At 34.8% G+C, this 25,536-nt stretch carries 22 protein-coding genes; 14 read left to right on the plus strand and 8 right to left on the minus strand.

Annotated elements, in window-relative coordinates; translation table 11 throughout:
- Positions 1-27: 27 nt before the first annotated feature.
- Complete coding sequence (locus tag MUB18_RS17115) at positions 28-1,035, minus strand: HNH endonuclease (protein ID WP_248753987.1); 1,008 nt, start codon at positions 1,033-1,035, stop codon at positions 28-30.
- 693 nt (positions 1,036-1,728) lie between these two features.
- On the opposite strand from MUB18_RS17115, the gene MUB18_RS17120 reads away from it, so the two are divergent.
- Positions 1,729-2,301 carry a hypothetical protein gene (locus tag MUB18_RS17120; RefSeq protein ID WP_248753988.1) on the plus strand — a complete coding sequence of 191 codons (573 nt, stop codon included), beginning with the start codon at positions 1,729-1,731 and terminating at the stop codon, positions 2,299-2,301.
- A 261-nt stretch (positions 2,302-2,562) separates the two neighbouring features.
- On the opposite strand, the gene MUB18_RS17125 is transcribed toward MUB18_RS17120, so the two are convergent.
- The 3 genes from MUB18_RS17125 to MUB18_RS17135 are packed head-to-tail and all read right to left on the minus strand — an operon-like array spanning position 2,563 to position 4,544.
- The gene (locus MUB18_RS17125; protein ID WP_248753989.1) at positions 2,563-3,099 is read right to left on the minus strand and encodes a hypothetical protein; all 537 of its coding nucleotides are present in this window, start codon (positions 3,097-3,099) and stop codon (positions 2,563-2,565) included.
- Between the two features lie 43 nt (positions 3,100-3,142).
- Entirely contained in the window at positions 3,143-3,838 is a 696-nt protein-coding gene (locus MUB18_RS17130; protein WP_248753990.1) for a hypothetical protein, read from the minus strand.
- Positions 3,831-4,544, minus strand: coding sequence for a hypothetical protein (locus MUB18_RS17135; RefSeq protein ID WP_248753991.1), 714 nt, complete (start codon positions 4,542-4,544; stop codon positions 3,831-3,833). The genes MUB18_RS17130 and MUB18_RS17135 overlap by 8 nt, the downstream gene beginning before the upstream one ends.
- Before the next feature lie 874 nt (positions 4,545-5,418).
- On the opposite strand from MUB18_RS17135, the gene MUB18_RS17140 reads away from it, so the two are divergent.
- From MUB18_RS17140 to MUB18_RS17150, 3 genes are all read left to right on the plus strand, one after another.
- Positions 5,419-6,366, plus strand: a complete 948-nt coding sequence (locus MUB18_RS17140) for a carboxypeptidase-like regulatory domain-containing protein (protein WP_248753992.1) — start codon at positions 5,419-5,421, stop codon at positions 6,364-6,366.
- Positions 6,367-6,627: 261 nt separating this feature from the next.
- Entirely contained in the window at positions 6,628-7,377 is a 750-nt protein-coding gene (locus MUB18_RS17145; RefSeq protein WP_248753993.1) for a nuclease-related domain-containing protein, read from the plus strand.
- A gap of 130 nt (positions 7,378-7,507) precedes the next feature.
- Positions 7,508-8,209 (plus strand): hypothetical protein, encoded by a 702-nt coding sequence (locus MUB18_RS17150; protein WP_248753994.1) that lies wholly within the window; start codon positions 7,508-7,510, stop codon positions 8,207-8,209.
- Between the two features lie 70 nt (positions 8,210-8,279).
- On the opposite strand, the gene MUB18_RS17155 is transcribed toward MUB18_RS17150, so the two are convergent.
- Positions 8,280-8,828 carry a hypothetical protein gene (locus MUB18_RS17155; protein ID WP_248753995.1) on the minus strand — a complete coding sequence of 183 codons (549 nt, stop codon included), beginning with the start codon at positions 8,826-8,828 and terminating at the stop codon, positions 8,280-8,282.
- A 496-nt stretch (positions 8,829-9,324) separates the two neighbouring features.
- Between MUB18_RS17155 and MUB18_RS17160 the strand changes: the two genes are divergently transcribed.
- From MUB18_RS17160 to MUB18_RS17185, 7 genes are all read left to right on the plus strand, one after another.
- Positions 9,325-9,888: a hypothetical protein gene (locus MUB18_RS17160; RefSeq protein ID WP_248753996.1), complete on the plus strand. Its 564-nt coding sequence runs from the start codon at positions 9,325-9,327 to the stop codon at positions 9,886-9,888.
- Positions 9,885-11,012 carry a hypothetical protein gene (locus tag MUB18_RS17165; protein WP_248753997.1) on the plus strand — a complete coding sequence of 376 codons (1,128 nt, stop codon included), beginning with the start codon at positions 9,885-9,887 and terminating at the stop codon, positions 11,010-11,012. The genes MUB18_RS17160 and MUB18_RS17165 overlap by 4 nt, the downstream gene beginning before the upstream one ends.
- A 922-nt stretch (positions 11,013-11,934) precedes the next feature.
- Positions 11,935-12,759: a KilA-N domain-containing protein gene (locus tag MUB18_RS17170; RefSeq protein WP_248753998.1), complete on the plus strand. Its 825-nt coding sequence runs from the start codon at positions 11,935-11,937 to the stop codon at positions 12,757-12,759.
- 139 nt (positions 12,760-12,898) lie between these two features.
- Positions 12,899-13,372, plus strand: a complete 474-nt coding sequence (locus MUB18_RS17175; RefSeq protein WP_248753999.1) for a hypothetical protein — start codon at positions 12,899-12,901, stop codon at positions 13,370-13,372.
- Between the two features lie 42 nt (positions 13,373-13,414).
- Positions 13,415-14,005: a hypothetical protein gene (locus tag MUB18_RS17180; RefSeq protein WP_248754000.1), complete on the plus strand. Its 591-nt coding sequence runs from the start codon at positions 13,415-13,417 to the stop codon at positions 14,003-14,005.
- Between the two features lie 95 nt (positions 14,006-14,100).
- Positions 14,101-14,280: a PLDc N-terminal domain-containing protein gene (locus MUB18_RS22050; protein WP_411028105.1), complete on the plus strand. Its 180-nt coding sequence runs from the start codon at positions 14,101-14,103 to the stop codon at positions 14,278-14,280.
- Positions 14,281-14,598: 318 nt separating this feature from the next.
- Positions 14,599-14,985 (plus strand): hypothetical protein, encoded by a 387-nt coding sequence (locus tag MUB18_RS17185; protein WP_248754001.1) that lies wholly within the window; start codon positions 14,599-14,601, stop codon positions 14,983-14,985.
- 727 nt (positions 14,986-15,712) lie between these two features.
- On the opposite strand, the gene MUB18_RS17190 is transcribed toward MUB18_RS17185, so the two are convergent.
- The 3 genes from MUB18_RS17190 to MUB18_RS17200 form a co-directional block, all read right to left on the minus strand.
- Positions 15,713-16,891: a hypothetical protein gene (locus tag MUB18_RS17190; RefSeq protein WP_248754002.1), complete on the minus strand. Its 1,179-nt coding sequence runs from the start codon at positions 16,889-16,891 to the stop codon at positions 15,713-15,715.
- Positions 16,892-16,958: 67 nt separating this feature from the next.
- Positions 16,959-18,128 carry a hypothetical protein gene (locus tag MUB18_RS17195; protein ID WP_248754003.1) on the minus strand — a complete coding sequence of 390 codons (1,170 nt, stop codon included), beginning with the start codon at positions 18,126-18,128 and terminating at the stop codon, positions 16,959-16,961.
- 234 nt (positions 18,129-18,362) lie between these two features.
- Positions 18,363-19,457, minus strand: coding sequence for a Fic family protein (locus tag MUB18_RS17200; RefSeq protein WP_248754004.1), 1,095 nt, complete (start codon positions 19,455-19,457; stop codon positions 18,363-18,365).
- A 510-nt stretch (positions 19,458-19,967) separates the two neighbouring features.
- Between MUB18_RS17200 and MUB18_RS17205 the strand changes: the two genes are divergently transcribed.
- From MUB18_RS17205 to MUB18_RS17215, 3 genes are all read left to right on the plus strand, one after another.
- The gene (locus tag MUB18_RS17205; protein ID WP_094772586.1) at positions 19,968-20,552 is read left to right on the plus strand and encodes an RNA polymerase sigma factor; all 585 of its coding nucleotides are present in this window, start codon (positions 19,968-19,970) and stop codon (positions 20,550-20,552) included.
- A 55-nt stretch (positions 20,553-20,607) separates the two neighbouring features.
- Positions 20,608-21,825, plus strand: coding sequence for a FecR family protein (locus tag MUB18_RS17210; RefSeq protein ID WP_248754005.1), 1,218 nt, complete (start codon positions 20,608-20,610; stop codon positions 21,823-21,825).
- Positions 21,826-22,011: 186 nt separating this feature from the next.
- Positions 22,012-25,536: a TonB-dependent receptor gene (locus MUB18_RS17215; RefSeq protein ID WP_248754006.1), complete on the plus strand. Its 3,525-nt coding sequence runs from the start codon at positions 22,012-22,014 to the stop codon at positions 25,534-25,536.

Here is a 25,536-nt window from a genome sequence, read left to right on the forward strand (position 1 = left end):
ACGTGGCGAATATGCTATTTATCACTATTAGCCTTTTTTAAACACTTCACTCCTATGCCATGCCAGATTTTCTGGTGCTGGATAGTATTGCTCAGATTTTGGCAATATAAGTTTGCTTCCTTCCAATTTTTGAAGACTATACGGATGCTCCCCAAGCTCGCGTATATGATTTGAAACCAAAATACGATAGTCTTGATCTACGGAAACCAAGCCACGATCAAAAGCCCTATGCAAATTGGGACATAATGCAAGTCCATTGGTGACCTTGTCATGGTGCGAAATAGAAAAAGGTACGATATGACAAGCATCGATAAAATTGTGATTGTACGTAGACCGCAGCTGCATACCTGTCATCGCACAGGTATCCTGATACAACTGGGGGATATATCTTTTGAAAAGGTGTGATCGTATAAACACATCTTCTTCTGTATGAATCACCATATGTTTATACTTGACTTCGGGATCATTGAGTACCAAAGCCTGCAGATCGTGATAATACCCATCTCCGATTTGTTTATGCTCGTAATAATATTGAAGTTGGTTAGGGAAATAATTCGCCAAAATAGAATTTCGGATTAATTTCCTATTTTCAAGCGATTGCAATAATGCGTATAATTGAGGTGAAAGACTTCCGTAAGCAACGATGGATGCTAATGTACTAACACTTTTGATATGAGCTTGCATAGGAGCTCCATGGTGAGTATGGATAAACCAAAAAGACTGTCCATCGACCTGATCGCTCTGCAGATAATAAAATGGCTGAGTAAAATCGGGCTGATGTGCTGTAGTAACCAACAGCCGCCAATTCTCCTGAAAAAGACCTGCGAGATCTGCATTGACAAGAAAATGATTGTCATTATCCAGGCCTTTTTCTATTAACTCAATCAGAGTTAATAGAAAAACTGGTTTATGAGGTGCTTTACCATATTTGGTAATCCCTTGTTTTAATCTTGCCAATGCTTTTAGATATAGGCTCAGATTGCTCATGTAGGTCAAAGATAGGAAATGCAAAGTAAAATATTGAGAGAGTTTCATTACCTATAAACACGATGCTAAAAGTAACCTGTGCTATAATTGAACATAACAATAAAGTGTTGATTTGTCAACATTCTGCGACGATGAAGCACCTCTTTAAATGGGTGCATATTGTCATATCGGTGATACGACAATATGACTTTCGGTAATACCTAGTTGTGATTAAATGGCTTCATTCGGATCTCCAAACAAAAATCCAACGATAACCAGAAGCTAAAATAGCCCTCCTGCTATAAACAAGATTAATTGTTTACTGGAAAAGATGACTGGTACTCACTGTTGAAGCTGCTATCTTGGAGTTTTGCAAAATTGGAAGCTTTAACAATGGGTATAAACACAAAAATCCATAAAATGGAAATAAAGCTATACGGATCTGGAAATCTGGTCACAATATTGCAAAAAGCCACTATAATTAGAATTACTGTCGGATTATAATTTTTGCTATATCCGAAAGATCTGGCATAATCTAGTACTCTGCTAGCAAGTGAATAAAGATAAGTGAAAATATTGCACGTACAGGCGGATAAATATCCAGATACTCTTTATCTCGAAAAAAATGCCACTCTTTATACATTTTTATAAAGAGTAAATATGTGCAATATTTAGGATGATGGAGTGAGAAATATTAAATTTGAGGAATAATAATACGAAAAGTATCCTAATTTAAATTAGCTAAGAAAAACAATACCGCCAATGAGTTTAATATTATTTTATATCATATTTGCTGCGATCCTGATACTATTCATCGCCGGAACAGCTTATATCGGATATTGGACTCTTAAAAAGATTGGATATAAAAAAGCTGGTACAATCATCGCTGTCATAGTGACAACGTCTCTTTTAATGCTTACTTTATCATTCGTGTTCGAAGATGAATTATTCACAAAATCTGATGCTGAAAAATTTTTACTACAACAGAATATAAAATTGGAAGATGATTATAAAATATTAAATAATAAAACTAGCGGTTGGAACGATCTTGTAACCACATTTGAATTAGATATATCAGAAAGTGATAAAACTGCTATTATTAATACAATCAAATCTGCAGATGATTATAAATTGGAAATAACTGATGAAATAGATCTACCACAATTGGCACGTGAAAGATATAGAGGTGATACGCTGAGAGCAAATTATGAAAGCCTCGACTACTTTATTTCATCCATATATTATCCTAATGGGCCAGGTATCAAACCTACTTATAGAACGATCAAGATAGATAAATATAAGCATATACTTTTTTTTGAAGAAGTCCTGGATTAAAAATGAAAAGGCAATATATCCTCCTAAAAAGATCTTGGTAGATCTGATACGACTGATCTCTATCGATCTCGATTGTCTACGCAGTCCGTAGACAATTGAGATATTAATGCTGCCATGTAATTTGCGAGTTTGACCCCGGCAGTATGGATATTATTTTAATGACTGAGAGGCTGCTAAATACTCCAGATGCTGTTTATGTCTAAAATCTACTTAGCATATTCATAAATTAGGCAACAAAGCTAATAAGATACGCTTCATAGCTTAAACGCTATAAACATTTTTATCCTTTGATATTTTCAAATAATAATTATAGTCTTTGGGGGCAAAACCTCCTTCAATTGCATTCTTACCCAACCCTTGTTTTGGTTTAGTAAAAATATCGGCTGGAGGTAAACTACTTTCTTCTAATCGCAAATCCATATATCCACCAAATACTGATACTCCGCTAAAAATGCGCATACAACTGACCATCGGTCCTTTATAATAATGACCATTAGATAAATCTAAAACCCCTCGAATTAAAATACCCCCATAACCAAAATCATTGTCTAGAGCGATATCGAATTCGGAATAATGAAAAAACAATTGCCCTGGTTGCAACTTACCCGTATGATTTCGAACGTAAGTGCTCTTATCTTGATGATCTTTACTGTCATTCCAATAATACTCGATTTCGGTAAAGCGATAGCTCTTTTCGTTTACAATTAACAAAAAATGGTTGAGCAGCAGCTCCGCAATTTTTGGGAATGTATTTTCATGAAAATAATTTTTCTTTAAAAGTTCCTGTAGGTTGTACATTGGTAGTCCTTTTTATTATTAAATCATGAATACGGTCTTATGATTAAAAACTATTTTTTGCTTTGGTTTCAAACTGATTATCGACCACTTTAAAACAAATTGAATGCAAATCACATAATCTTTCAAATTCTTTTAGACAATGTAAAGCATTTTGCTCTTCAAAAAAATGTTCAAGATCAAATGACTTAAAAACCATAACCTGATTTTCACCGAAAGGCTTTCCATGTAAATCTTTAGTAATAAAATCACTTTGAGGCGTATGACCGCTCTTCGGCATTTGCCAACAGGAGATATCCCAAATGTTTTTACTTGCCACGAATATTAACCTTGTTTTAGATTCGTCTACAGATTTAAAACTTTCAATTTTTATACGATCTACGTTAGTTGTTGCATCGAGATGGTTTTGAAAATAACCATCGTCTGATAGTAAAAAAACCGAAAAACCATAGTAATCATCATCCTTACTAATTTGCTGCGGGGAAATTGTTGTTAATTGATTATTGTAAAATCCAAAATGAAACTCATAATAATACATATTCAACCAATCCCATGCCCAGAGATCTAAGCTACCTTTTCCATTTTTAGGTGCTGGGTTTGAAAATTTAGAATGGCCTCCTGAATAAGTCAAAGCAAATCGTTTCTCTATGTAAGACATGAGATTCAACATCCTTGTCTGATATTCAAATAAAAAGCGGTAAGACTCTCTTACTTGCTTAAGGATATTACTATTATTAGACATATTTAAAGGTATTTTTAAAATTTACTGTAGGTATAGTTTTCATTTTTAAATCCTTCAGCCATTTTAAGTTATAAAATTGAAAAAGTTCAAATCCATTTATTAAATCTTTTAACAAACGGTTATGACATGATAAATTCGAATAAGGAATATTCTCCAACAGCTGGGCCTCTACCATTATACTATTTAGTAATGAGGTCCAATCGGTTTTCAAAATCGGGACATTTGTAGATTTTATTTCCTCCCCTTCATCATCAACTTTTATTTTGGAATTATGTGTAAAATCTTCAGCATCCTCTTTATTGTATAAACCTCCCACTTGAATATAAAAAAGCTGTTTTCCTGCACTTCCATAATTAAAGTAGTAGCCGTAAATCTGTTCCGCTAACTGATCATGCTTTTGCTGTTTTTGATTATAACGCTTTGCTTCTACTATGATATCGAAATTTTCATACTGAATAAAAATATCGGGTTCTACATACCTTTTATTAGTATTGTTATCACTTCCAATAACATTCCACTTTTCCCAAAATAATAATTCACTCAATTCTCCGCAGTAAGAAGGTAATTTATCATGATATAAGGCTCTCTTTAATATACGCCAAAACATTTCTGCAGGCAGATACTTTAAATGATCAAACACCATAGCGGTCAAACTATCTTCTGAAATGGATAAACGACCTTTTGATCGTTCAAAATATGATATCATTTATAACTTCTTTAATTAAATTTATTTAATTAGATTTTCAGGCTTTAATTGATGCAATTAAGTAATCATCTTGAGAGAATTACCTCCCTGCATCGACTTACCACATCTATATCTCTGCAATAGGCGCAATAATAAATAATAATATCACAATGACTTTACGGGAAACCAGAAAAATATATTTCTATTGTTCTTAAAATACACAGGATATATCCAGAGGAGATATTAAAGTGAAGATTTACTTTAGTTTTGAATAATGTGGTCTTTAATAAAGTGACCATTACCAAATACAATTCTGGTAGGATATTCGCCAACTATACGCGCTGCGAACCAGTGTTCCAATTCATGCAGTACGATGATGAAAAGAGTCTATAGCCAGAAAACAAAATAATTCAATTGAAGGAAAACTATAAATCTAAAAGTTGAATATGCAATTTTGTGTAAACCATTCACTCTCTACGTGACGAAAGCTCGGAGCGATAAGCAGTCTGCGATGTTTGTTTTACGGGTAACCTTAAACCTTATGAGCAATAAAATTATTAAACGTAAAAGACTAAAACATAAATCCAAAATTTTATCCAAAACATTTATTTTAAATCTTTGTTAATTGATTATTCTTAATAAGCCAGTAATAAGATTTAACCATCTAAATCGTGAAAACAATGCTATATAATTTTAGAAATATTTTATTTTTTATAAGATATACTAAGCTTCGAAGCGAAGTACTTAAATCTATTCGACAAACAAGCCATAATAAAAATCCTCCATAAATAATACTAAATTTTCCTTCGTGGCATCTGAAATTAAACCAGATTACCATTAAGAATCTAACTTAATTTAGTGCATATAGATATCTAACTAACCAAAGTAAACCAATATGAAAGCAATACAACTTATTATAGTATTTTTATTGTTTGTTCAATTTAGCTTAGCGCAAACTAAAATAACAGGAACCATAACCGATGGTTCGGGAAAACCAGTACAGGGTGTTTCTATTAAAAATAGGAGTCAAAAAGGTGTTAATACGATCTCTTTTGCAGATGGGACATTTACAATACCTGCAAATTTAAAAGACACTATCGAAGTTTCTTTGATCGGCTTTAGTCCTTCAATATTTATTGTCAACTCATTAGATAATCCAAATAAAATTAAATTAGCAGAAAACTTACTAGAGGACGTAATTGTTGTGGCAAGCAGCTCTAGATCCAGCTGGGTAGGTGCAACTTTATTTTATAATCTTGATGGATCTAATTTAGATAATGTTGTTGGAGCAGGTAAAGTTAAATTAAATACTGTTAAAAATTTAAATGGACCATTTCGTTTAAATGTTATAGGCAATATATCGAAATTTAGTAGTGCTACAAATACAGAAAAAATATCTAGTGATATATTAGAAATCAGTCAATCAACTCAAGGACTCTCTGCTGGACTTGAACCTATATATTTGATTGTAAATAATCCTCAAGACAAAATATATTTCAATGCATATGGAAACTTATTATATAAACTCAATAATTTTCAAAAAGTAAATAACTCTGATAAGGATATTGCTTTAAGTCAAGGAAGATTTACATTAGGATTAGAATTTGATGGCATAGAATTTTCAGATGGTGGCGGACTGTTGCACTTTGGTATTGAAGGAAGTCTTACATCTTTTAGTAAGGATAAATATAATCAAATTTTTAACCAACAAAAATCTTCACTCTATACGTTAGAGATGACATTTATAATGCCTCTCTTTGGAAAACTTGGTTTGATGCTTAATCATACAATAACACAAGGAATCAAACCTGTGTCTGGAGTTGGAATGGTTATAAAAAACTAACATGCAATAATACATAGCCGAAGAAATATTATACCATTAATGCAGTTTACATCTAAAAAAAATTATAATTTGGAAAGACTAAATTCGTGATTATCTTTGCATTAAAAGTACACTCCACGCTACACATAGGAACAGCGTACCAGAGCGTGTCTTTCGTTTTATAGACCATTTTTAGACCACATTTTATATTTGCAATGGAAACTTTCACGATAAATGATCAAGTTCAGGAATTAAATGATCGCGGGTTTTAGGTCTCAATAAATGATGAATGAGATTTTAGATTTTTGGCCAATTATACTGCTAATAGCTACAATAGGATTAGTTATATATCTGCGTCCAGTGATTAAAGGCTATCTAGGTGAATCGACGATTCGGTTTATTCTATTGTTCTTAAACAAGAAAGAATATAAGGTACTCAATAATGTTCGAGTCTTTCATAATGGTATAATGGCTCAGATAGACCATGTTGTCGTATCAAGATTTGGTGTATTTGTGATCGAAACTAAAAACTATTATGGTTGGATATTTGGGAGTGAAAATGCTTACCAATGGGAACAAGTTATATTTAATAATACTTACGAATTTTATAATCCGATACGTCAAAACCTGGGGCATATTAAAGCTTTACAGGCTAACCTGAACCAATATCCGGCTCTTGATTATTTTCCGATTGTAGTTTTTACCCGCGGATCTAAACTAAAGGTAAATAGCTCCTTTCCTGTTATAAAATATTATTATTTACTCAAAACGATTAAAAGCGTGACAGAGATAAATATAAGTGAGGAGATTAGGGATGATATCTATAACTTAGTACTTAAAATAAATGGCAACAAACCGCTTATAACACCAAAAAAGGCAACAGATGAAGATTATATTAATAATAATAAAAACATCTGCCCTTATTGTGGTAACACACTAATTTCAAAAAGTGGTAAGTATGGCAAATTTCTTGGTTGCGCAGATTATCCTAGATGTACTTATACTAAGAAGATTGGACAGAATCAGTTGTAAATTAATATTTCAGTTATGTTAATATAAAAGTATTGATATAACTAAGTTATCTTAAAATGAATCTATCATTTCAATGAGATCTTCATTTTTTTTAGCAATAATTTATTTTGGCAAAGAACAGAAACACGAAATGAAAAAAACTAAACTTTGGAATTGGAAAATTATTTTGTGTTTCATAGTTCTAGGCGCTATAATTTACCATAGTTGCTCTAGAGATGAAAATGAATATGATCAAGTATCTTACACTGACATAAAAGATTGGGAAAAGGGTAAACGAAAAGATTGGTCAAATAAAGATAGCTCAGTGATCGTTTATAGCCTTTTTAAGAACCTATCATTTTTAGACGACTATGTCATGTATTCTTGTATCGAAGTCAGAAATAAACGAGATACGTTGTTTTATATCAGACAAAAACAATATGACATGGGCGAAGTTGTATCTGGAGACAGCTTAGTTGTTGCACATCAAGATAATCATGCTATTGGTGGTTGGTGGGAAATAACACCCAGGTACCAGCACCGATTAGATGTTGATAGTATAAAATGGAGTGAAACATTAAAGGACAGAAAAGATATTGCAGCGCAACTAGTAAATGCCAGTCAGTTGAAACATGCAGTCTATAAACTGGAAAAATCTGGCCTAGTAAAAGTCTTTAACAATGATAATCCTTTAGACCGTAAGAATAAGAAATCTTACGATAACGAGGGCATATATTATGTGAGTCCACTGAGCTTCGCTCCTGTTAGTGTGTACAATCTAGATGCTATCAGCAAGCTCTTGTTAACGGATAATCCACCAAAGACTTTAAAAGCGATTCCGATTCTGGATTAGCAATAGATATTTTTTAAGAAGATGATTACATATTAAAAGAAAGTGCTGGAGATCCATGTAAAATTAGAAATTAATACAGTTCTAGCTGATTCAAATCTCCAAATATTAATCCTGTGATCACTATATACCAACAAACAATACCTAAAATTATAAGTATAATCTGCTTTGTTGAAAAAGATGATTGGTACTCACTTTTGAACCGGCTATCTTGAACTTTTCCATAATTGGATGCCTGAAAAGGTGGTATCATCAAGAATATCCATACCATAGAAAATAGACTGGATAAAAACGATATGAGCGATGTGATGGTAAAAAATATATACATTAATAAAAGGAAGACCGCATTATACTGTTTGCTATACCCAAACGATCTGGCATAATCCAATATCCTTTTAAATAGTGAATAAATGAAGATAATTGACAAGATAGCACGCAGGGCAGGTTGAATTTTGAGGCTATCTTTTTCTTTAAAAAATCGCCATTCCTTATACATCCACCAAAGCGCATACAACCCAAATGTTACAAAATTAAGTATAGTAAATTGTGATATAGTAATCAACTTTTGATCCTCAATCCGATATTCCCATGACTGGTATTCGTGTTCTAAATTTTCATTCATATTGTCTATAAGTCTGGTTAATTATTTTGAATGACAAATATGGTTAATATTTAGGATATGAAGTGAAAATCATTAAGATTACTACCCTACTATCGATGCAATTATTAACAATTCATGTATTTTTTATATTCAAACCGTGTTCTATAGCGCAAAATGTAGGAAACATGTAAAACTTAAATCTATGTAACCCTTAAAAAATGCACAACATAAAATAACTACTGAAAAAAAATACCCATCTATTCAATATAAATCGAGTATTTAAAGATAAAGAAACATCAATTTAAATAAATTCTCTATAACAAGAATTTTTCATTATCTTTAAACAACTAATTATAATACATAATTAAAAGACAAGGCCGATATTATAGCTAACAGCGACACCAATTCTTGATATGGGTAAAATAATATCAGTATTATCTATAATTATCCTTATGACCTTTTTGTTAACAACACTATATTAATTCACCATGTCTATTTAAAACTTAAATTTCAAAAAATGAAAAATTATTTCTTTTTATTACCTGTTATGATTGCTCTGATGTCTGGATGTGCAAAAAATATAAGCGATCCTCTCGTGGAAAAAGACCCTGTAAATATGGATAGTATCTATCAGGAACCTACAGATCCGTTCCTAGGAACTCCGGATAAGATGTCTGTGGTCATGGTTTCTGCTAGTAAAGTCATCTATAATAAATGGCAAAACTTCTTCGTTCACCCTGAAGATTCTTATATCATGATTTGGCCCAGTGAAAACAGAAAGTTAGTCATAAAAGATGTTGATAAAGCAATAAAAGGCATAGTAACAGACGAAATTACAAAAACAGAAGTTGAAACAAATTTTGTACATAAAGGAACTGGTATTACTTTTCAAGATTTAATTCCTGGAAAATACACGGTAGCAGTAATACTGAATGAAGATGTGGAGAACGGCAAGAAGGCATACAGTACAAAAGAGATCACGGTAAAACAATATGGAAAGATCTATATGAAGAAAATATTCTCTTATAATATTAAGGATAGTGAATTTGAAGAGTGGACAACTAAATTGATCGAAAAATGAAAATTAAATTCGTAATAACAGCGATGCTGTTCATCTTATTTAGTACCCTTCGAGCACAAGATGTAATACTGGGGGAAAAAAATCCATGTCCTGAAGAAACGTATGAATACATTTTCAATGGTATATCTTGCGATGGAAATTTAACCTGGTCTGTTAATCATGGTACTGTAATACAAACGACATCAAACCGTATTAAAATAAGTTGGCATAAAGATTTTGTCGGTAATGGAAGTTGGCACGTTCGAGCCCACTTCTCTAGGCAAAAATTTGATGGTTCGTGTGATGTCTCTAGCTACCATGAACTACCAATAAAAGTAAATGCAGTATCAGCATTTAATATCATCGGAGATAGAGAGATTCCAGGTGGATTTAGAGGAACTAAAACCTATACCGCACAAATCAAGAATACACTATTTCCTGCTTCTTCATACTTATGGACAGTATATTCCGGAGGTACAACTACAAACTATACCACAACAATACCGAGTTTCAATTTGAATATTACAGATGATGGACCGAAATGGATTTCTGTTCAAGGTAAAAATTCAACATGTTCATCTTGGGGCCAAAGTATAAAAGCAGATATATTTACAACTACCACATTTACAGGACCGGATAATTTATGTTCCGAAGCAACTTACACCTTAATCAATCCGGGGACGGTCACTCTTGAGAATGCTTCCGGGATAGCTACACTTACAGCTTTAGGGAATAACCAATGGATGGTGACAAGGACTGGACAAGCTAATGGAACTATTAAATTAACATCAACCCTAAACGGTATAAAATCTACTAAAGACATAAAAATAGGAGCGATAATAAATGGAGAAATATCCGGAATTTCGACGATTTTCCCTGGTAAGTATCACGATTATACTTTAATTTTAAACGATAATATTGCAAATTATCAAAATATTACTTTTGGAATTCCGGATGGCATGACTATGCAAATCTTAGCAAATAATAAGGTTAGATTAACCGCTGAAAGAAATTATGTCTTCGCCCCAGGTGAGACTGAGCATACAGTAACGCTTAATGTCACAGCCACTATTCTAGGATGTGGGATAGCAAGTATTGAATTTCCAATTACGGTAATTAATCCAAATCCAACTCCTATTAATTAAAGGCACAACTTCAAAATGTTGATAATAATAATGTTTTTAAAATTCTTTTAATAAAAATCTACTGTTTCTCTATCAATGTATCTATTTGCTGGGAAATAGTAGATTAAGTTCTTTTAAAATTCTACCGATCTTGATGAACAATGGTACTTTTCCGATAACATCTTCTTTAAAAGAAGGTACACTGCATATTCAACCAAATTATGATGGACGGATGTAGGCTTTTTAGATTTTTGTTTTGGTACTGGTGTGATCATCGTTCGCGTTTTAATAAGGTCGACCGGATTTTCACTCAGATACGAAGACATTTCTTGCCTTAAGGTCAGCGCATAGCTGTCCCAGTTGCAAGTTTTTGCATTTTAAAATAGTTTAAATTGGCAGCCTTAAAACCGTACTATTTGGACATAGGTTGGGCATTAAGGCAAACCAGGTTAAAAAAATAAAGAATGAAAATGACCTTTTACGTCTTCGTCAAGTAGTTATAATATGGTCATAAGTAATACACTCTTTGGGTTAAAGAACAAAAACCGACTTTTAAAATATTACTGTATCACGATAAAATAGCAGCGAACAATATTTGTTTTACTGAAAAAAAGATGGTACTTTTAAAGTTTCAAGTAAATAAAGTAGGCGTCCGGTCCTCTTTTTCTTGGAGCATTTAATGATGTACGAATAGAATAAAAGTCGGAAACATAATCCATCATAGTATGGGAATAAGCTAGTTTTAACCTGATTAGGACGTCATTTTTTAGGTCATTTGAGCATTCAATGATGATTTGTTGAAAAAGGCTAATAAAAATATTGGGGAAAATAAAGTAAAGAAAAATATACAGCTGAGATGATAGAAGATGCTTAGATTACAGTATATTTTTCAAAGACCGCACAAAAAGTGGCACTTACCACCAATTATGAACACGGGTAGATTATGAGTAAGAGTAGAACAATACAAGTTAAAGAATCAAAAATATCAGTTATCATTCAAAATGAAACAGATTATATCAACTTGACTGATATGACATCCTCCTTCCGAGAAGGTAGTGGACTGATAGGGAAATGGATTAGCAATAAAAACACATTAGAATATCTTGGTGTGTGGGAAAAGATAAATAACTCGAATTTTAATTACCCCGAATTCGGGGTAATTGCCCAAGAAGCTGGAACAAATAGATTCATTATGTCTGTAGGGCAATGGACAGAAAGAACACAAGCTACAGGAATGCTTGTAAAGGCTGGACGGTATGGTGGAACATTTGCACATAAAGATATCGCATTTCATTTTGCTATGTGGTTAAGTCCGGAATTTCAAATATACTTAGTCAATGAATTTCAACGTCTCAAAGACGAAGAAAACAATCGATTAAAATTAGATTGGAACTTGCAAAGAACATTGGCAAAAGTAAATTACCATATCCATACTGATGCTATTAAAGAAAATCTAATACCCAAAGAAATCACAAAACAACAGGCCGGCCTTGTATACGCCACTGAAGCGGACTTACTTAACACCGCTCTTTTTGGCACCACAGCTAAGGAATGGCGAGAAAGCAACCCAACTATAAAAGGAAATATGCGTGATGATGCAACAATAGAGCAACTAGTTGTGCTGAGCAATCTCGAAAGCATCAATGCTTTACTGATCCAACAGGGATCGTCACAAAGTGATCGACTTATTGAATTGAATAAGGTGGCAATCATGCAGATGAAATCATTAATGGAAAGTGAGGCGGTTAAGAAATTGAAGAAGAATTGAATAAGCAATTCTAAACAACCCTATTAAAACCAAATCATTTATGAAAAAATTAACATTACTCGTATTCCTTCTTTCAATGACTACAGCTGTTTTTGGACAAGAAACCGCAAACACAACTGTTAAAACAATAACCCACTAAATGAAACATCAATTTACATTACCTGCCTTCCCTGATTCTAACTTTCAAATTGAAGTGTCTTTTTGGACAGGGAAGCAAAGATTATATAAAGACGAAGTAGTCGTGGAGCGGTCCACTGAAAAGGGAAAACCTTTTTTAATACCAGATCACAATGGAGATATCGTGAAAGCATATCCAAAAGCTACATTTCCAGATATCATACCTGTACTGGAAATCAATGATCTTAAACATCATATTGTAGAAAAACTAAAGTGGTATCAAGCAGTATTAGCTGTCATGCCCTTTTCCATAGTATTTATTGGTGGCGGCGCACTAGGTGGTGGCATTGGAGCTGTTGCCTTTATGCTCAATCTACAATTACTGAGAAATGAAGATAACGGCAACCTTAAATATTTAAAAGCAATCGGGGTTATTATCGCTGCATTTGCAATTTATTTTTTGATTAGCGCAGTGATTTGGGGATGGATTAATTAGAAAATTGAAAGAATTTGGAATAAAATAAAATATTAGACTGATATGGAAAACCTTATTAAATCACTGGAAAAAAGTTTTTTAGAACTTGATAGGGAAAGCATTAAGAGGAAGCTAACAGTAAGAGAGAAAAAACAAAAGGAACATCTAACTTATGAAATCTATTGGGCTAAATTAAAGAAATTTAAAGCAGAGTTCGAGGGACTAATCTTAACTGATATTAACGAACTAGCGAATAGCTTGAAAACCCCTATTCTGGAAAAATCCATCGTACTAAAAACCGAAACGCATATAAAAAATAGTCGAAGATTTTTTGACCCTGATCTTCCTTTTTATGTGATTATAGCGATTAGTGATAAATCGATCAACTTAAATAAGCGCTGGGTTAGATGCCCTTTTCTTTTACTAAAGGGTAATCATGAAATCAATTCAATTGAGCTGTATGATTTAAATCAAGACTTAGCATATGTGCCTAATTTTATTAAAATAAATGTATGGGGGCCTCCAATAAAGCAGTTTAAAATAGATGAGTATAAGTTTAATTTATTAAAACCACATATTGAAGCATGGCTAGATAGGAATGTAGACAGAATTCATAACAGCACGTCTCAAAAAGATTATAATAAAATTACTTAATCCAAAAGCTTACCATATTTAAAGAATAACAATAATCAATTATATAACCACAAAAATCAATGAATCTATCCTTTATTAACATAGGAACAACGGAAATGGCACTTCTTGTTATCCCCCCTCTTCTAGTAGTCATTTATACCATCTACCATATTATAACCAATGATAATTTGTCTGGCAGTAAAAGAATTGTATGGCTAGTGGCAGTACTACTCTTGAATATTTTTGGATGTCTTTTCTATTTGTTACTAGGTAAAGATAAGGTTAAAGCTATATGAAATATCAATTTACATTACCTAATTTTTAAACGACAAATCAAGAAGATAGCAACTCAAATGCGTTTAATAATTCTGTGCCCATTAAAGGATTTCGCTCCTACATTCACAACTATAAATAAAATGAAAAAGTTATTATCCTTCATAATTATGACAACTGTGATATTTAGTTGTTTTGCTCAAAAACCAAAAAAAACTATAAAATATAGAAGAGCTGATACAGGTCGCTATACGACGAAATAATATAATTCAAAAAATCCTAAAACTACTATTAAGGAAACAAGGAAAAAGAAATAATACTAACAATTATAATCTAAAGTTATGATAGAAAACTTAATCCCAATCATCTTTACGTTGGTTCTAATTATTACTATTTACATAATTTATATAAAATCTCGAAGTTTACAGGACAAAAAAGAAACTGCTAGAAAAGAGTTAGAGCATAAACAGAGGCAGGAAATAGAGAATAAAGTAATCGATAGTATGGTGGCTATCATGAAAGATCGGATACTTTTTACACAAAAAATTATGGCCTCAGAAGGCAACAATAGTCTAAAAATCAGCGGCGAAGTTAAGGATATTATTGCCGATGAAGTTATGAATTTTCTTAACAGTTTAGAACCTGATATTACTGAATCATTGAGAAGTCTATATGCTGACAAAGCTCGAATGAAACAAATGTTGATAAAAAGAGGTAAGGAGGAATAATTGTATTAATAAAATTAAAGAAGAACTAGGTATGATCATTACCACTAAACGTGCGCTGAATCCTGTAGAGCATCAATAACCTGATTTCTCCATATGCCTCTATCCTTTTATTTGCAAATGTGAATCTGGCGAAGAGGTGCCTACAGAACATAGGCAGGCGATATGGGTAGACACATCTGAATTATTAAACTACACTGGACGGAAGCTGATTTGCCGATAGTTCGTGAATATTTGAGCGTATGACTGTTCGAATATACGAATCACTGATAACACAATCCTTATCAAATAAATTAAAGGAATTGCCTGCAAAGGAATTCTATATCAATAAAACATCACTTGTGTTCCTAACTATTTTCATAATCTTTTCATTTATAGTTTAATAATTATGGCTAAAAAAAGAAATAGGCCATAAACATATATCGCTTAAAACCGAAACATCTAAAAGTAAATTATGTTTAATCAAATTTGATTTTTTATTACATTATTAATCACATAGATTTAAATTGAAGTATTTTATTTCATTGCATCTCATATTTTAACCCCTTTTATGAATTATTCTTAATATGTTTATAAAGTAAATTTCATATTTTGAACCTTAGTTAAGGAATTACGTTAGTAGAATCAACGACATGGAGTTGCTAACTTAGTCAGCAGATGAAGCTAACAACTCCATATTGATCATTACCCTAGGTAATAAGTCAAAAAAATAACAATCCTCGGTCCTTCCCTAACTTGGTGGTTGATGATCATCGTAACGGTATTCAAGACGATCTAACGACCTTATATTCCCCTCTTTATCCTTACTGTAAAAGATCGCCATTTTTCTCCTGAAAAGCAAGAGTGTCCCGTTCTCCTCTGCACCAGACCAAACGCAGGAATAATGTTTTATAGCCTGTAATATCTTTGCATGAGCAGGCTTTTGTGGACTCAACGATTCAAGATCAGTAATGCCTCCTTTCCAAAGAACAATAAATTGCACGAGGATCGAATCTTGTGTGGTTTTTACAGGAGGTTTAATGGCTTGTAAACCCATATTATTTGCTAATTTTTTGATGTAATCTTCTTCTCCTGCAAATGGTTTGGATTCCGATTTTGCACGGTGGTGGATATCATAAATAGCACTATTGAATTTTTCCTCATAACAAGGCGCTTCGGGATCGAAATCCATAGGGTAATCGAAGATCATATCAGCCTTTAGCGTTGATCTAAATGATTTTTCAGGAAAATAATCATATGGATACCCTTCATCGACAAGATGTATGAAATAACGTTCACCTCCAGCAAAAGGGATACGATCGACTTTCACTTCTTGCAACCCCTTGAGGTCGAAATAATATAAAGGGAAATGATCCTGGATAATAAGTCCCGGGTTTTGAATATTACAAAAGTCATTACGCCAATGAATGACGACATCTTTAATCGGTAGACCGGTATACTTCTTAACAATCTCGGGTATTGTCATGCGGTTGGCAAAAAAATCTTCCTCCGTATCTATATGTATAGAACCTTTATAGACAATACCGTCAATTAGGGTGTCTTGTTCTGATCTCTTGATATTGGTATATTGTTCTGTTAATGATGACCGTACGATATATGGGCTCACCTGTATATTATTGATAAAATATGCAGGGTCGTTGGCATATTCATCAGGCGGTGAAGGTGGATACCATGGTGTATGAAAATATACGACACCTTCATACATAGTCTTTATGGATGAAGTATAATTGAATACGCGTCCTAACCTCGCCTCTGGATAATTGAGCAGCTCCTGCTTTTCAATGATACCACCGTTTAAGATAAAAACATAATTTTCAAATGTTCCATATTGCTTTGGATATAATAGCGTGCTGTTCGGAGCGTAAGTCCTGAACTGCTGGGACCGTGCGACGTGCATGTTTACCAGCATGATAACGAAAAGTAAAAGGAATTTTATAGAGGCTGTGGTCATAGATTTTTCTAAATTAAATAATGTTTTAGCGATATTTAAGACTATCTAGCGACCGGATATCTCCTTTTTGATCCTTACTATAAAAGAGAACCATTTTTCGGCGACATAGGACTGGCCTCCCCCCCTGGACGGCAGGAGTCCATCCACAGGCATTTTTTTTGAAAGCGGTAAGTATAACTTCATGACCAGGTTTATCTAAATCTGGACTTTCTAACGCGGTAATCATACCATCTTTGAGTACGATAAACTGGACCGTGATAGAATCTGTTTTCGTAGTGGAACTGGGTTTAGCCAAAGGGATTCCCGTTGTGGATGATAATTTCTTGAGATAAAAATTTAAACCTTTGTACGTTGAAGCATCTACTTCTGGCCTGATAAAAATTTGTTCGTCTTTCTGATGAAAATCTGATAGATAACACGGATAAACTGTATTTAGAGCCAAAGGATCTTCAAAAATTAAAGTGCCTTTAGGCAAACTCTGTCTATAGCTGTCGTCGAGAATGTGAATAACATACCGCTCTCTTTCAGCAAAGCGAACACGGTCTACCTCTATTTTATTAACGGATAAATCGCGAATTTTGAATGAATACAGCGGAAAATGATTTCCAATGATCGTACCGATATCATCCTCATTGCGATACTCGTCTTGGGTATTTCGCCAATGGATGATAACCTCTTCTGGCGATAAATCGGTATACTTCTCGATAAAATCGGGCAAAGAAATACGGTCTGCAAAAAAATCCTCATCGGAATCCACATGTACAGAACCGCGGTACAGAACACCATTTATCGTAGTATCGTTGGTCGACTTCACAAGGCTGATATAAGCTTTAATTTTGGTCAAACGGATCTGATAAGGACTGACCTGCCTTCCATTGATGAAATATGCCGGCTGATCAGCATATCGAACTGGAGGGGCGAACCGTTGTTCACTATGGAAATATACTGCTCCAGGATAGCGTTGCCCTTCTAGCGTAAGGGGGTATGGAAAAATGTTATTCAGTTGTGCTTCCGGATTATTGACTAATGCTTCCTTTCCAATAACCTTTCCATTAAGCACAAAGGCATAATGTTCAAATGTCGCATATTTTTTAGGCAACAACTCGGCACGATCAGAAGTATTGGAGTATATGGACTGAGAAAAAACCACTAACCCAGATAAAACTAAAATAAAAAGTAGGATATATTTGTTCATTGAATACATTTTATGACCTGTTCGTTGTTTGCTACACTGCATATTCATCCCAATTAGGATTAAATAGTATCTTTTTGGTTAGTTGCTTCACGTTATATCATTAATCTCCTCCTAAAATAATACTAAAAAAGTTATTGATCATGATTAAATAAATAAAAGCCATTCTTGGCAGAATGGCTTTTCATGATCTTGATAAAAGGTGATATATCTTATAGGCAGTTAAAAATGAAAAGACTACCAATTTAGCTCATAATTTGTGCTTCTGCCACCCGAATCTGCTTTAATTAGAATACCTTTATGAACTAAATCTGTAATATCTCGTAATGCGGTATCAGCCGATACCTTGGTCATCTTTGCCCATTTTGATGAAGTCAGATTTCCTTCAAAATTATCCATTAATTTATTCAACATCATACGTTGCCTTTCATTACTGATATGAACACTGTTTTGCATCCAAAAGTGATGTTTTCCCACGACTTTATCTATTATCGTATTCGAAGCAATAATAGCTTCTTTAAGGCATTTTAAAAACCAAACTAACCAATTGGTAATATCAGAATCTCCTTTTTGCGTTTTCTCTAGAATCGTATAATATTCCTTACGTTCTTGTTTAATTTGCGCAGACATACTATAAAAGCGTTGATTGACACCATCCGCTTTCGATAGTTGCATATCTGTCAATGCACGAGCGATACGTCCGTTTCCATCATCAAATGGATGTACAGTCACAAACCATAAATGTACAATAGCAGCTTTTAAGACTGGATCTATACTAGAATCCATATTAAACCAGCCTATGAATCTCTTCATTTCCTCTTCGAGACGTTCAGCTTTAGGTCCTTCAAAGTGTACAACTTCTTTTCCCATTCCTCCCGAAACCACTTGCATATCTCCACTTCTCCATTGTGCTACATCGATCTTGTACAAGCCACTTCTACCGATTGGAAATAATGCGCCATGCCAACCAAATAATCTTTCTATGCTTATGGTCTTATCTGTAGTCTGTGTAGCATCTATCATCATTTCTACCACACCATCAATATGTCGGTCAGATTGTATAAAACCTGAATTATCTAACCCTAATCGAGTAGCTATTGAAGAGCGCACTTGTTCTGGATTAAGTATTTCCCCCTCTATTTCTGATGATTTCACTACATCTTGTATAAGTGTTTCTAAGTTTGCTTCGTCTTGTAATTCAAATCCTAGCAACTCTACTTTTCCTATAAGTTTTCCTTGCAGATGTCTAACTTCGCTTAATAAATTAAGTATCTTATGGTCTTCCCATTGGAAATCTGTCCAATTATGTCGTTCGTGTATATAGACTGCCATCGCTTCTAAGATTTATGCGGTAAATATAAGCATTATTCACCGCAATAGAAGCGGAGAATATACTATTTAATATCCGCACAAAATAAGCAGCACAATAGTAGTGTCCATAATATCAACTTATTGAGTCAAACCCCAATGTTATATTGTAGCTTGTTTAGAATCTAAGCTGTGCTTCATCAAAATTTGAAATATCAGTTGGTTATATTCGGTTAATGATGATCAAAACTAAGACTGGGCGGAATCTGACCTGCTGCTGGTATGTGAGAATATCTGAGCTGATGACTTTTGAAATATGCAATAACAACCGTTTTGTAAAGAGAGCAACTCATTTCGGACAAGTAAGCATATTACTGTTCAAACAATAGACTATTTTTGATTTTATAAAAAAAACAACATCATTGACGATGTGGGTTAAAGCGCTATAATTTCATTTTGAAATAACCTTATATTTATATATATTTAATATCAGTTTCGTTACTTTAACCAAAATAACCTAGGGGTCATATTATAATGGATGTGAAAGGATTTTCATGTAGTCTAGATGAATTTAATCGCTTTAAATTAGGGGATGAACGTGCCTTCTATAAGATATTTGAATATTATAAGCCAATCTTGTTCCAACGCATAAGTCGACTATGTCCTTCTCAGGTGGATGCCGAAGAAATCCTGCAGGAGATCTTTATCCAGTTATTTTTAAAACGCCAGGATATCCCTGACGTTGAAGCAATTTATCCGTTCTTATATATTGTTGCAAAAAGAATGGCTATTTCTGCATTTAGAAAGGAAGCCGTTCGACAACGCTTTGAATTAACGCAGTATTCCCAATGGGACGAAACACATGACCACTTAGGAAAACAGATTGAAGACAAGGATCTGATCGTGTTTTTAAATGCAGTTGTTGATCAATTGCCTAAACAACAGCAAGTCATTTTTCGAATGAATAAGATCGATGAACTGAGTTATTCGGAAATATCAGATCAAATCGGAATCTCAAAAAATACGGTAAGGAATCACCTCGTGGCTGCCTATCATTTTGTCCGTTTAAGGTTAGAGAATATCTTATTTCTTATATTTTTCATAAAAAATATCTTTTAACTAGTCCATCTTAGTTTGTGGCGCGATTAATCTAATAGCGCACAATAAATGGAAGATGTCTAAAGTAGAAGCATATAAAAAACTTATCCGCCAGTTCTATGCAGGTTCCCTTCAGGGAACTGCGAAAGAAAATTTTATTAAATATATTGAAGATCCAGAGTTTTTGGAGGCTTGGGAAGAGTTGATGGAACAAGATACGGATGAAAATACTTCGCTTAAAGAGCCTGACGCAGCACAATTATTTGCCAGAATAAAATCCGACGACCGTGTTAAAAATAGTTTAACCGACATACCTGATCGCTCAGTATCAAAAATAAAAATCTTCAAAAGTATAGCGACTGCTGCAATAGTGTTATTACTGGGCACAGCGGCTTTTCTAATTTGGAACCAGAATGAAAAGGAAATCGACCAAATAGCTCATCTCCAAAATGTAGATACGGAATTAAAGGTTTTACCTGGAACGAATAAAGCACAAATTATTTTAGAAAATGGATCACGTATTGACCTGGAAAAAATTAAAGGTGATACGGTGATCTCTAATGGTGATTTTGATATTGTGAAAACAGCGGATGGCTCGATATCTTATCGACCAAAATACCCGGGTAAAGAATCATCAAAATTGGTCCATAATACCATCGTGACACCTGGAGGTGGAGAGTATAGATTGATCTTGCCGGATGGGACAAAGGTCTGGTTAAATGCCATGACGACGCTTCGATATCCAGTTCAATTTAATAAGGATATTCGAGAGATTGAGATGACTGGCGAAGCCTATTTTGAAGTTGCGAAAGTAGTGAAGGCTGGTAAACGTGTGCCATTTATCATCCACACAGGATCTCAAAAATTGGAGGTATTAGGAACGGTCTTCAATCTGCAGCATTATGGACAAAAAATTGTCACCACACTGCTAGAAGGTAAAGTGAAATTAAACTTTGCGGGGAGTGATCATGATGGACAATATTTATCGCCCGATGAACAAGCAACATTTGATATGGCTAGTAATCGGGTCAAGAAAATACAAGTAGATCCTTTCTATTTTTCGGCATGGAAAGACGGAAAATTTGCTTTTGAAAAGACCGCTATTGAGGAGGTCATGGAAACAATAAGCCGATGGTATGATGTGGAAGTTATCTTTAAGAATGAATTGAAAGATTTCCAGTTTTCAGGAACAATATCTAAATATGAAGATATTAATAAACTGCTTCAAACAATTGAACTGGTGGGAGGCATACATTTCCAATTAAAAGGAAGGAGAATTTATGTAATGAAATAATATCTACCATGTGAAAAATTTCAGGAGCGTTGCGACCGCCCCTGAAGTTATGTCTTTAGAAAAGACAGTAGGCCGAACAAATCTTAACTTATAAAAACACTGATCAACCGTATGCAAAAGTACAAAAAAATTCGGTGTGGAATGCCTATGAATTTTAGGCAAACCTACACCTTTAACCCATTGACTATGAAATTGTCAATCGCACTACCTTTATTATTTGCCACAGCTTTACAAGTAAGCGCCCTCACCTATGGTCAGGGTATAAATTTGAAGAAACAAAATGTTAAACTGGAGACCGTGATCAAGGATCTGCAAAAGCAAAGTGGTTTCAATATTTTGTATAAGGAATCGCTGGTATCCAATACAAAAAGAATAAATATCAATTATCGTAACGCTCCATTTGAAACTGTTCTGAAGGATATTCTTGCTCCATATCAGATCACTTATAAGATGGTTGATAATAACGTAGTGCTGAGCAAGGGACTGCCAAAAACTGCCCCTGCGATCGAAACCCACACTCCTGTAGCACTCGTACAGCAACGGAAAATTAAAGGAAAAATTTTAGATGCTGCTGGTCTGCCGCTAAGCAATGTAACAGTCACGGAAAAGGGTACGTCAAATAAAACCGGTAGTACTGAAAATGGTCAGTTTGAGATCCAACTGTCCGGTAACAATGTAACGTTGCAATTTTCAATAGTTGGTTTCCAGCCACAGGAACTTGCTGTAGCGGGTCAGTCGGATGTGATTGTCTATATGAAACCAGCCATTACGGCCATGGACGAAGTGGTGGTGGTGGGCTATGGTGAGCAAAAACGTGTCAATCTGACTGGAGCGGTTAGTCAGATATCGGGTAAAGAATTTGAGGACAGACCTGTCACCCAATTAACACAGGCTCTGCAGGGAACAATTCCCAATTTAAATATTGTATTTGGATCTGGAAAACCTGGAAATAGCGGTACTGTAAATATACGTGGTAATACCTCTATCAATGGCGGCGGGCCATTGATCTTGATCGATGGTATACTGGGCACATTGGACCGGGTCAATCCAAATGATGTGGAGTCTGTGACGGTCTTAAAAGATGCTTCTGCAGCTGCTGTATATGGTGCGCGTGGAGCTTTTGGAGTGGTATTGGTAACCACTAAAAAAGGCAGTAAAAACGGCAAATCGACTATTGATTATAGTAATAACATCGGATTTACGAAACATGCCACTAATACGGATTTTATAACGAGTGGATATTGGAACGCAAAACTCAATGATGATGCGATGTACAATGCATTGGGTTATCGGACTACCCGTTATACCGATGAAGACTATGAAGAGCTATTGTCCAGGGTCAATGATCAGGTTGAAAATCCCGACCGTCCGTGGGTAGTGGTCAAAAAAGATGCAAGTGGTCGAGATATCTATCGCTACTATGGTAATTTTGATTGGTTCAATTACTTGTATGACGATAGTAGACCCAAGAGTGAGCATAACCTGTCGTTCTCTGGATCTACAGGAAATACCCGATATGCGCTGTCCGGATCGAAGGCCAAAGAACAGGGTATCTTTAATATTGATCCTGATCGGTTTGGGCGATACAATTTACGGGCTAACATCGCTAGTGATGTTAGAGAATGGTTGACGGTGAGCAATAGTACGCACTTTTTCAAATCATCTTATGACTGGGCAGGATTGGAAAATAATTTTAGTACGGTGGCTAATAACGTGAGCAACAGTCCAACCTATCATTATCATGCTATGTATGTGCCTCGCAATCCTGATGGAACATTAACGGGATATTCAGGGATCAACAGTTATCCTATTGGCTATGGCCTGCATAATGCCCTCGAAAGTGGCAATATGAGGGGGTATACGCGTGGTACTGAGTTTACCAATATGACAGAAGCGGTTGTTAAAATGGGTAAAGGTTTGAGCGTAACGGGTAACTATTCCTACCGGGAGTATCGATCTGATTATTCTTACAGACAGACCAAACAACTGTACTCCAAATATCCAGGCGTGATGGAACTGTCTTCGCTTTCGCAGTTAAATCAAGACAAGCTGAGAGAAAGTATGAGTAAATATGTCTGGCATTTTATCAATGTATTTGCCACTTATAAAAAAGATTTTGCTGATCATCATTTTACAGCTATGGCGGGCTTCAATCAAGAAGATCGTATGTACAAAAGAATCGGCGGAATCGGACAAGATTTGCTTTCTGAAAGTTTAAATGATCTAGACTTGGTCATCGGTGAAAAACAATTTGAAGCTGGTGCAGATGAATGGGCGCTAAGAGGTGGGTTTTATAGATTAAATTACGATTATTTAGGAAAATATCTATTTGAGGTGAGTGGACGATATGATGGTACTTCTCGTTTTCCAAAACATAGTCGTTTTGGATTTTTCCCTTCCTTTTCTGCAGGTTGGCGCATCAGTGAGGAAAAGTTTTTCCAACCGTTGAAAAATACGGTCAATAATTTGAAATTGCGTTATTCTTACGGATCGTTAGGAAACCAAGAGGTCAGTACGTATGCGTATATCTCATCAATGGGTACTGGACAGATTTCCTATCTTGTCAATGGACAGAAATTGAATGTGGCCAATAATCCTGCGCCTGTTGCCCCTACTTTGACCTGGGAAGAGATCACAACGAGTAATATTGGTCTAGACTTCAGCATGTTCAACAATCGGTTGGATTTTCAATCAGATCTATACGTACGGCAGACCAAAGGTATGCTGAGCAGAGGAAAAACGCAACCTGCAGTTTTTGGGGCTGCAGAACCTCAAGAAAATGCGGCCGATCTGAAGACAAAAGGATTTGAAGTTTCTTTGCTTTGGAAAGATCAATTTGCTGTAGCAGGTAAAGCATTTCATTACTCTGTTCGCGCGATGCTGTCCGATTACCAAGCTGAGATCACAAAATTTGCCAATGATGCGGGTCTGTTAAATAACTACTATACAGGACAAAAATTGGGTGAAATCTGGGGGTACAAATACGATGGCCTTTTCAAAACGACCGAAGAGGCTCAGGCCTACGCTAAGCTTGTCAATCAAGATCAAATCAACAGAAGGCGTGTGCAAGCTCCTACTGCTGATCTTCGAATGTTGCAAGCTGGCGATATCAAAATTTTGGACTTGAATGGCGATGGAATTATTAATGCTGGCGATAATACCTTAAACAACCCTGGAGACCGGACCGTCATCGGTAATGATCAGCCTCGCTATTCCTACGGGCTTAATTTATCGGCCAACTGGAACGGTATTGATGCTTCGGTATTCCTACAGGGAGTGGGGCGCCAAAATTGGTACCCTAATCTGGAAGCGCAGGCATTTTGGTCTGTGTATGCAAGACCGTATGATTCCTTTATCCCGGCTAATTTTCAAGATAAAATATGGTCTCCTGAAAATCCGGATGCTTATTTTCCTTTCTTGAGAGGTTATACTGCCCAGAATTCGGAATTATCTGTGGCTAATGACATGTATATCCAAGATATAGCCTATTTGAAACTAAGAAACCTGACCATCGGATACACGCTTCCACTGTCATTGACAGAGCGCGTACACATCAATAAATTGCGCGTATTTTTTAGTGGAGAAAACCTCCATACTTGGACCAAATTAAAGACCGATTATATCGATCCGGAACAAGTGATGACAGACAATACAGGAAGAAGTTATCCTGTAGGACGAGTATTTTCTTTTGGAGTACAAGTTTCATTGTAA

This window comes from Sphingobacterium sp. PCS056 (assembly GCF_023273895.1).
Classification (GTDB): domain Bacteria; phylum Bacteroidota; class Bacteroidia; order Sphingobacteriales; family Sphingobacteriaceae; genus Sphingobacterium.

What these genes read in the sequence shown, in the direction of transcription:
- MUB18_RS22050 (WP_411028105.1), top strand. Translation starts at nt 14,101, where the DNA reads ATGGCACTTCTTGTTATCCCCCCTCTTCTAGTAGTCATTTATACCATC.
- MUB18_RS17190 (WP_248754002.1), bottom strand. Translation starts at nt 16,891, where the DNA reads ATGCTGGTAAACATGCACGTCGCACGGTCCCAGCAGTTCAGGACTTAC.
- MUB18_RS17200 (WP_248754004.1), bottom strand. Translation starts at nt 19,457, where the DNA reads ATGGCAGTCTATATACACGAACGACATAATTGGACAGATTTCCAATGG.
- MUB18_RS17145 (WP_248753993.1), top strand. Translation starts at nt 6,628, where the DNA reads ATGATGAATGAGATTTTAGATTTTTGGCCAATTATACTGCTAATAGCT.
- MUB18_RS17135 (WP_248753991.1), bottom strand. Translation starts at nt 4,544, where the DNA reads ATGATATCATATTTTGAACGATCAAAAGGTCGTTTATCCATTTCAGAA.
- MUB18_RS17130 (WP_248753990.1), bottom strand. Translation starts at nt 3,838, where the DNA reads ATGTCTAATAATAGTAATATCCTTAAGCAAGTAAGAGAGTCTTACCGC.
- MUB18_RS17140 (WP_248753992.1), top strand. Translation starts at nt 5,419, where the DNA reads ATGAAAGCAATACAACTTATTATAGTATTTTTATTGTTTGTTCAATTT.
- MUB18_RS17180 (WP_248754000.1), top strand. Translation starts at nt 13,415, where the DNA reads ATGGAAAACCTTATTAAATCACTGGAAAAAAGTTTTTTAGAACTTGAT.
- MUB18_RS17185 (WP_248754001.1), top strand. Translation starts at nt 14,599, where the DNA reads ATGATAGAAAACTTAATCCCAATCATCTTTACGTTGGTTCTAATTATT.
- MUB18_RS17210 (WP_248754005.1), top strand. Translation starts at nt 20,608, where the DNA reads ATGTCTAAAGTAGAAGCATATAAAAAACTTATCCGCCAGTTCTATGCA.
- MUB18_RS17215 (WP_248754006.1), top strand. Translation starts at nt 22,012, where the DNA reads ATGAAATTGTCAATCGCACTACCTTTATTATTTGCCACAGCTTTACAA.
- MUB18_RS17170 (WP_248753998.1), top strand. Translation starts at nt 11,935, where the DNA reads ATGAGTAAGAGTAGAACAATACAAGTTAAAGAATCAAAAATATCAGTT.
- MUB18_RS17150 (WP_248753994.1), top strand. Translation starts at nt 7,508, where the DNA reads ATGAAAAAAACTAAACTTTGGAATTGGAAAATTATTTTGTGTTTCATA.
- MUB18_RS17160 (WP_248753996.1), top strand. Translation starts at nt 9,325, where the DNA reads ATGAAAAATTATTTCTTTTTATTACCTGTTATGATTGCTCTGATGTCT.
- MUB18_RS17125 (WP_248753989.1), bottom strand. Translation starts at nt 3,099, where the DNA reads ATGTACAACCTACAGGAACTTTTAAAGAAAAATTATTTTCATGAAAAT.
- MUB18_RS17195 (WP_248754003.1), bottom strand. Translation starts at nt 18,128, where the DNA reads ATGAACAAATATATCCTACTTTTTATTTTAGTTTTATCTGGGTTAGTG.
- MUB18_RS17205 (WP_094772586.1), top strand. Translation starts at nt 19,968, where the DNA reads ATGGATGTGAAAGGATTTTCATGTAGTCTAGATGAATTTAATCGCTTT.
- MUB18_RS17165 (WP_248753997.1), top strand. Translation starts at nt 9,885, where the DNA reads ATGAAAATTAAATTCGTAATAACAGCGATGCTGTTCATCTTATTTAGT.
- MUB18_RS17175 (WP_248753999.1), top strand. Translation starts at nt 12,899, where the DNA reads ATGAAACATCAATTTACATTACCTGCCTTCCCTGATTCTAACTTTCAA.
- MUB18_RS17120 (WP_248753988.1), top strand. Translation starts at nt 1,729, where the DNA reads ATGAGTTTAATATTATTTTATATCATATTTGCTGCGATCCTGATACTA.
- MUB18_RS17155 (WP_248753995.1), bottom strand. Translation starts at nt 8,828, where the DNA reads ATGAATGAAAATTTAGAACACGAATACCAGTCATGGGAATATCGGATT.
- MUB18_RS17115 (WP_248753987.1), bottom strand. Translation starts at nt 1,035, where the DNA reads ATGAAACTCTCTCAATATTTTACTTTGCATTTCCTATCTTTGACCTAC.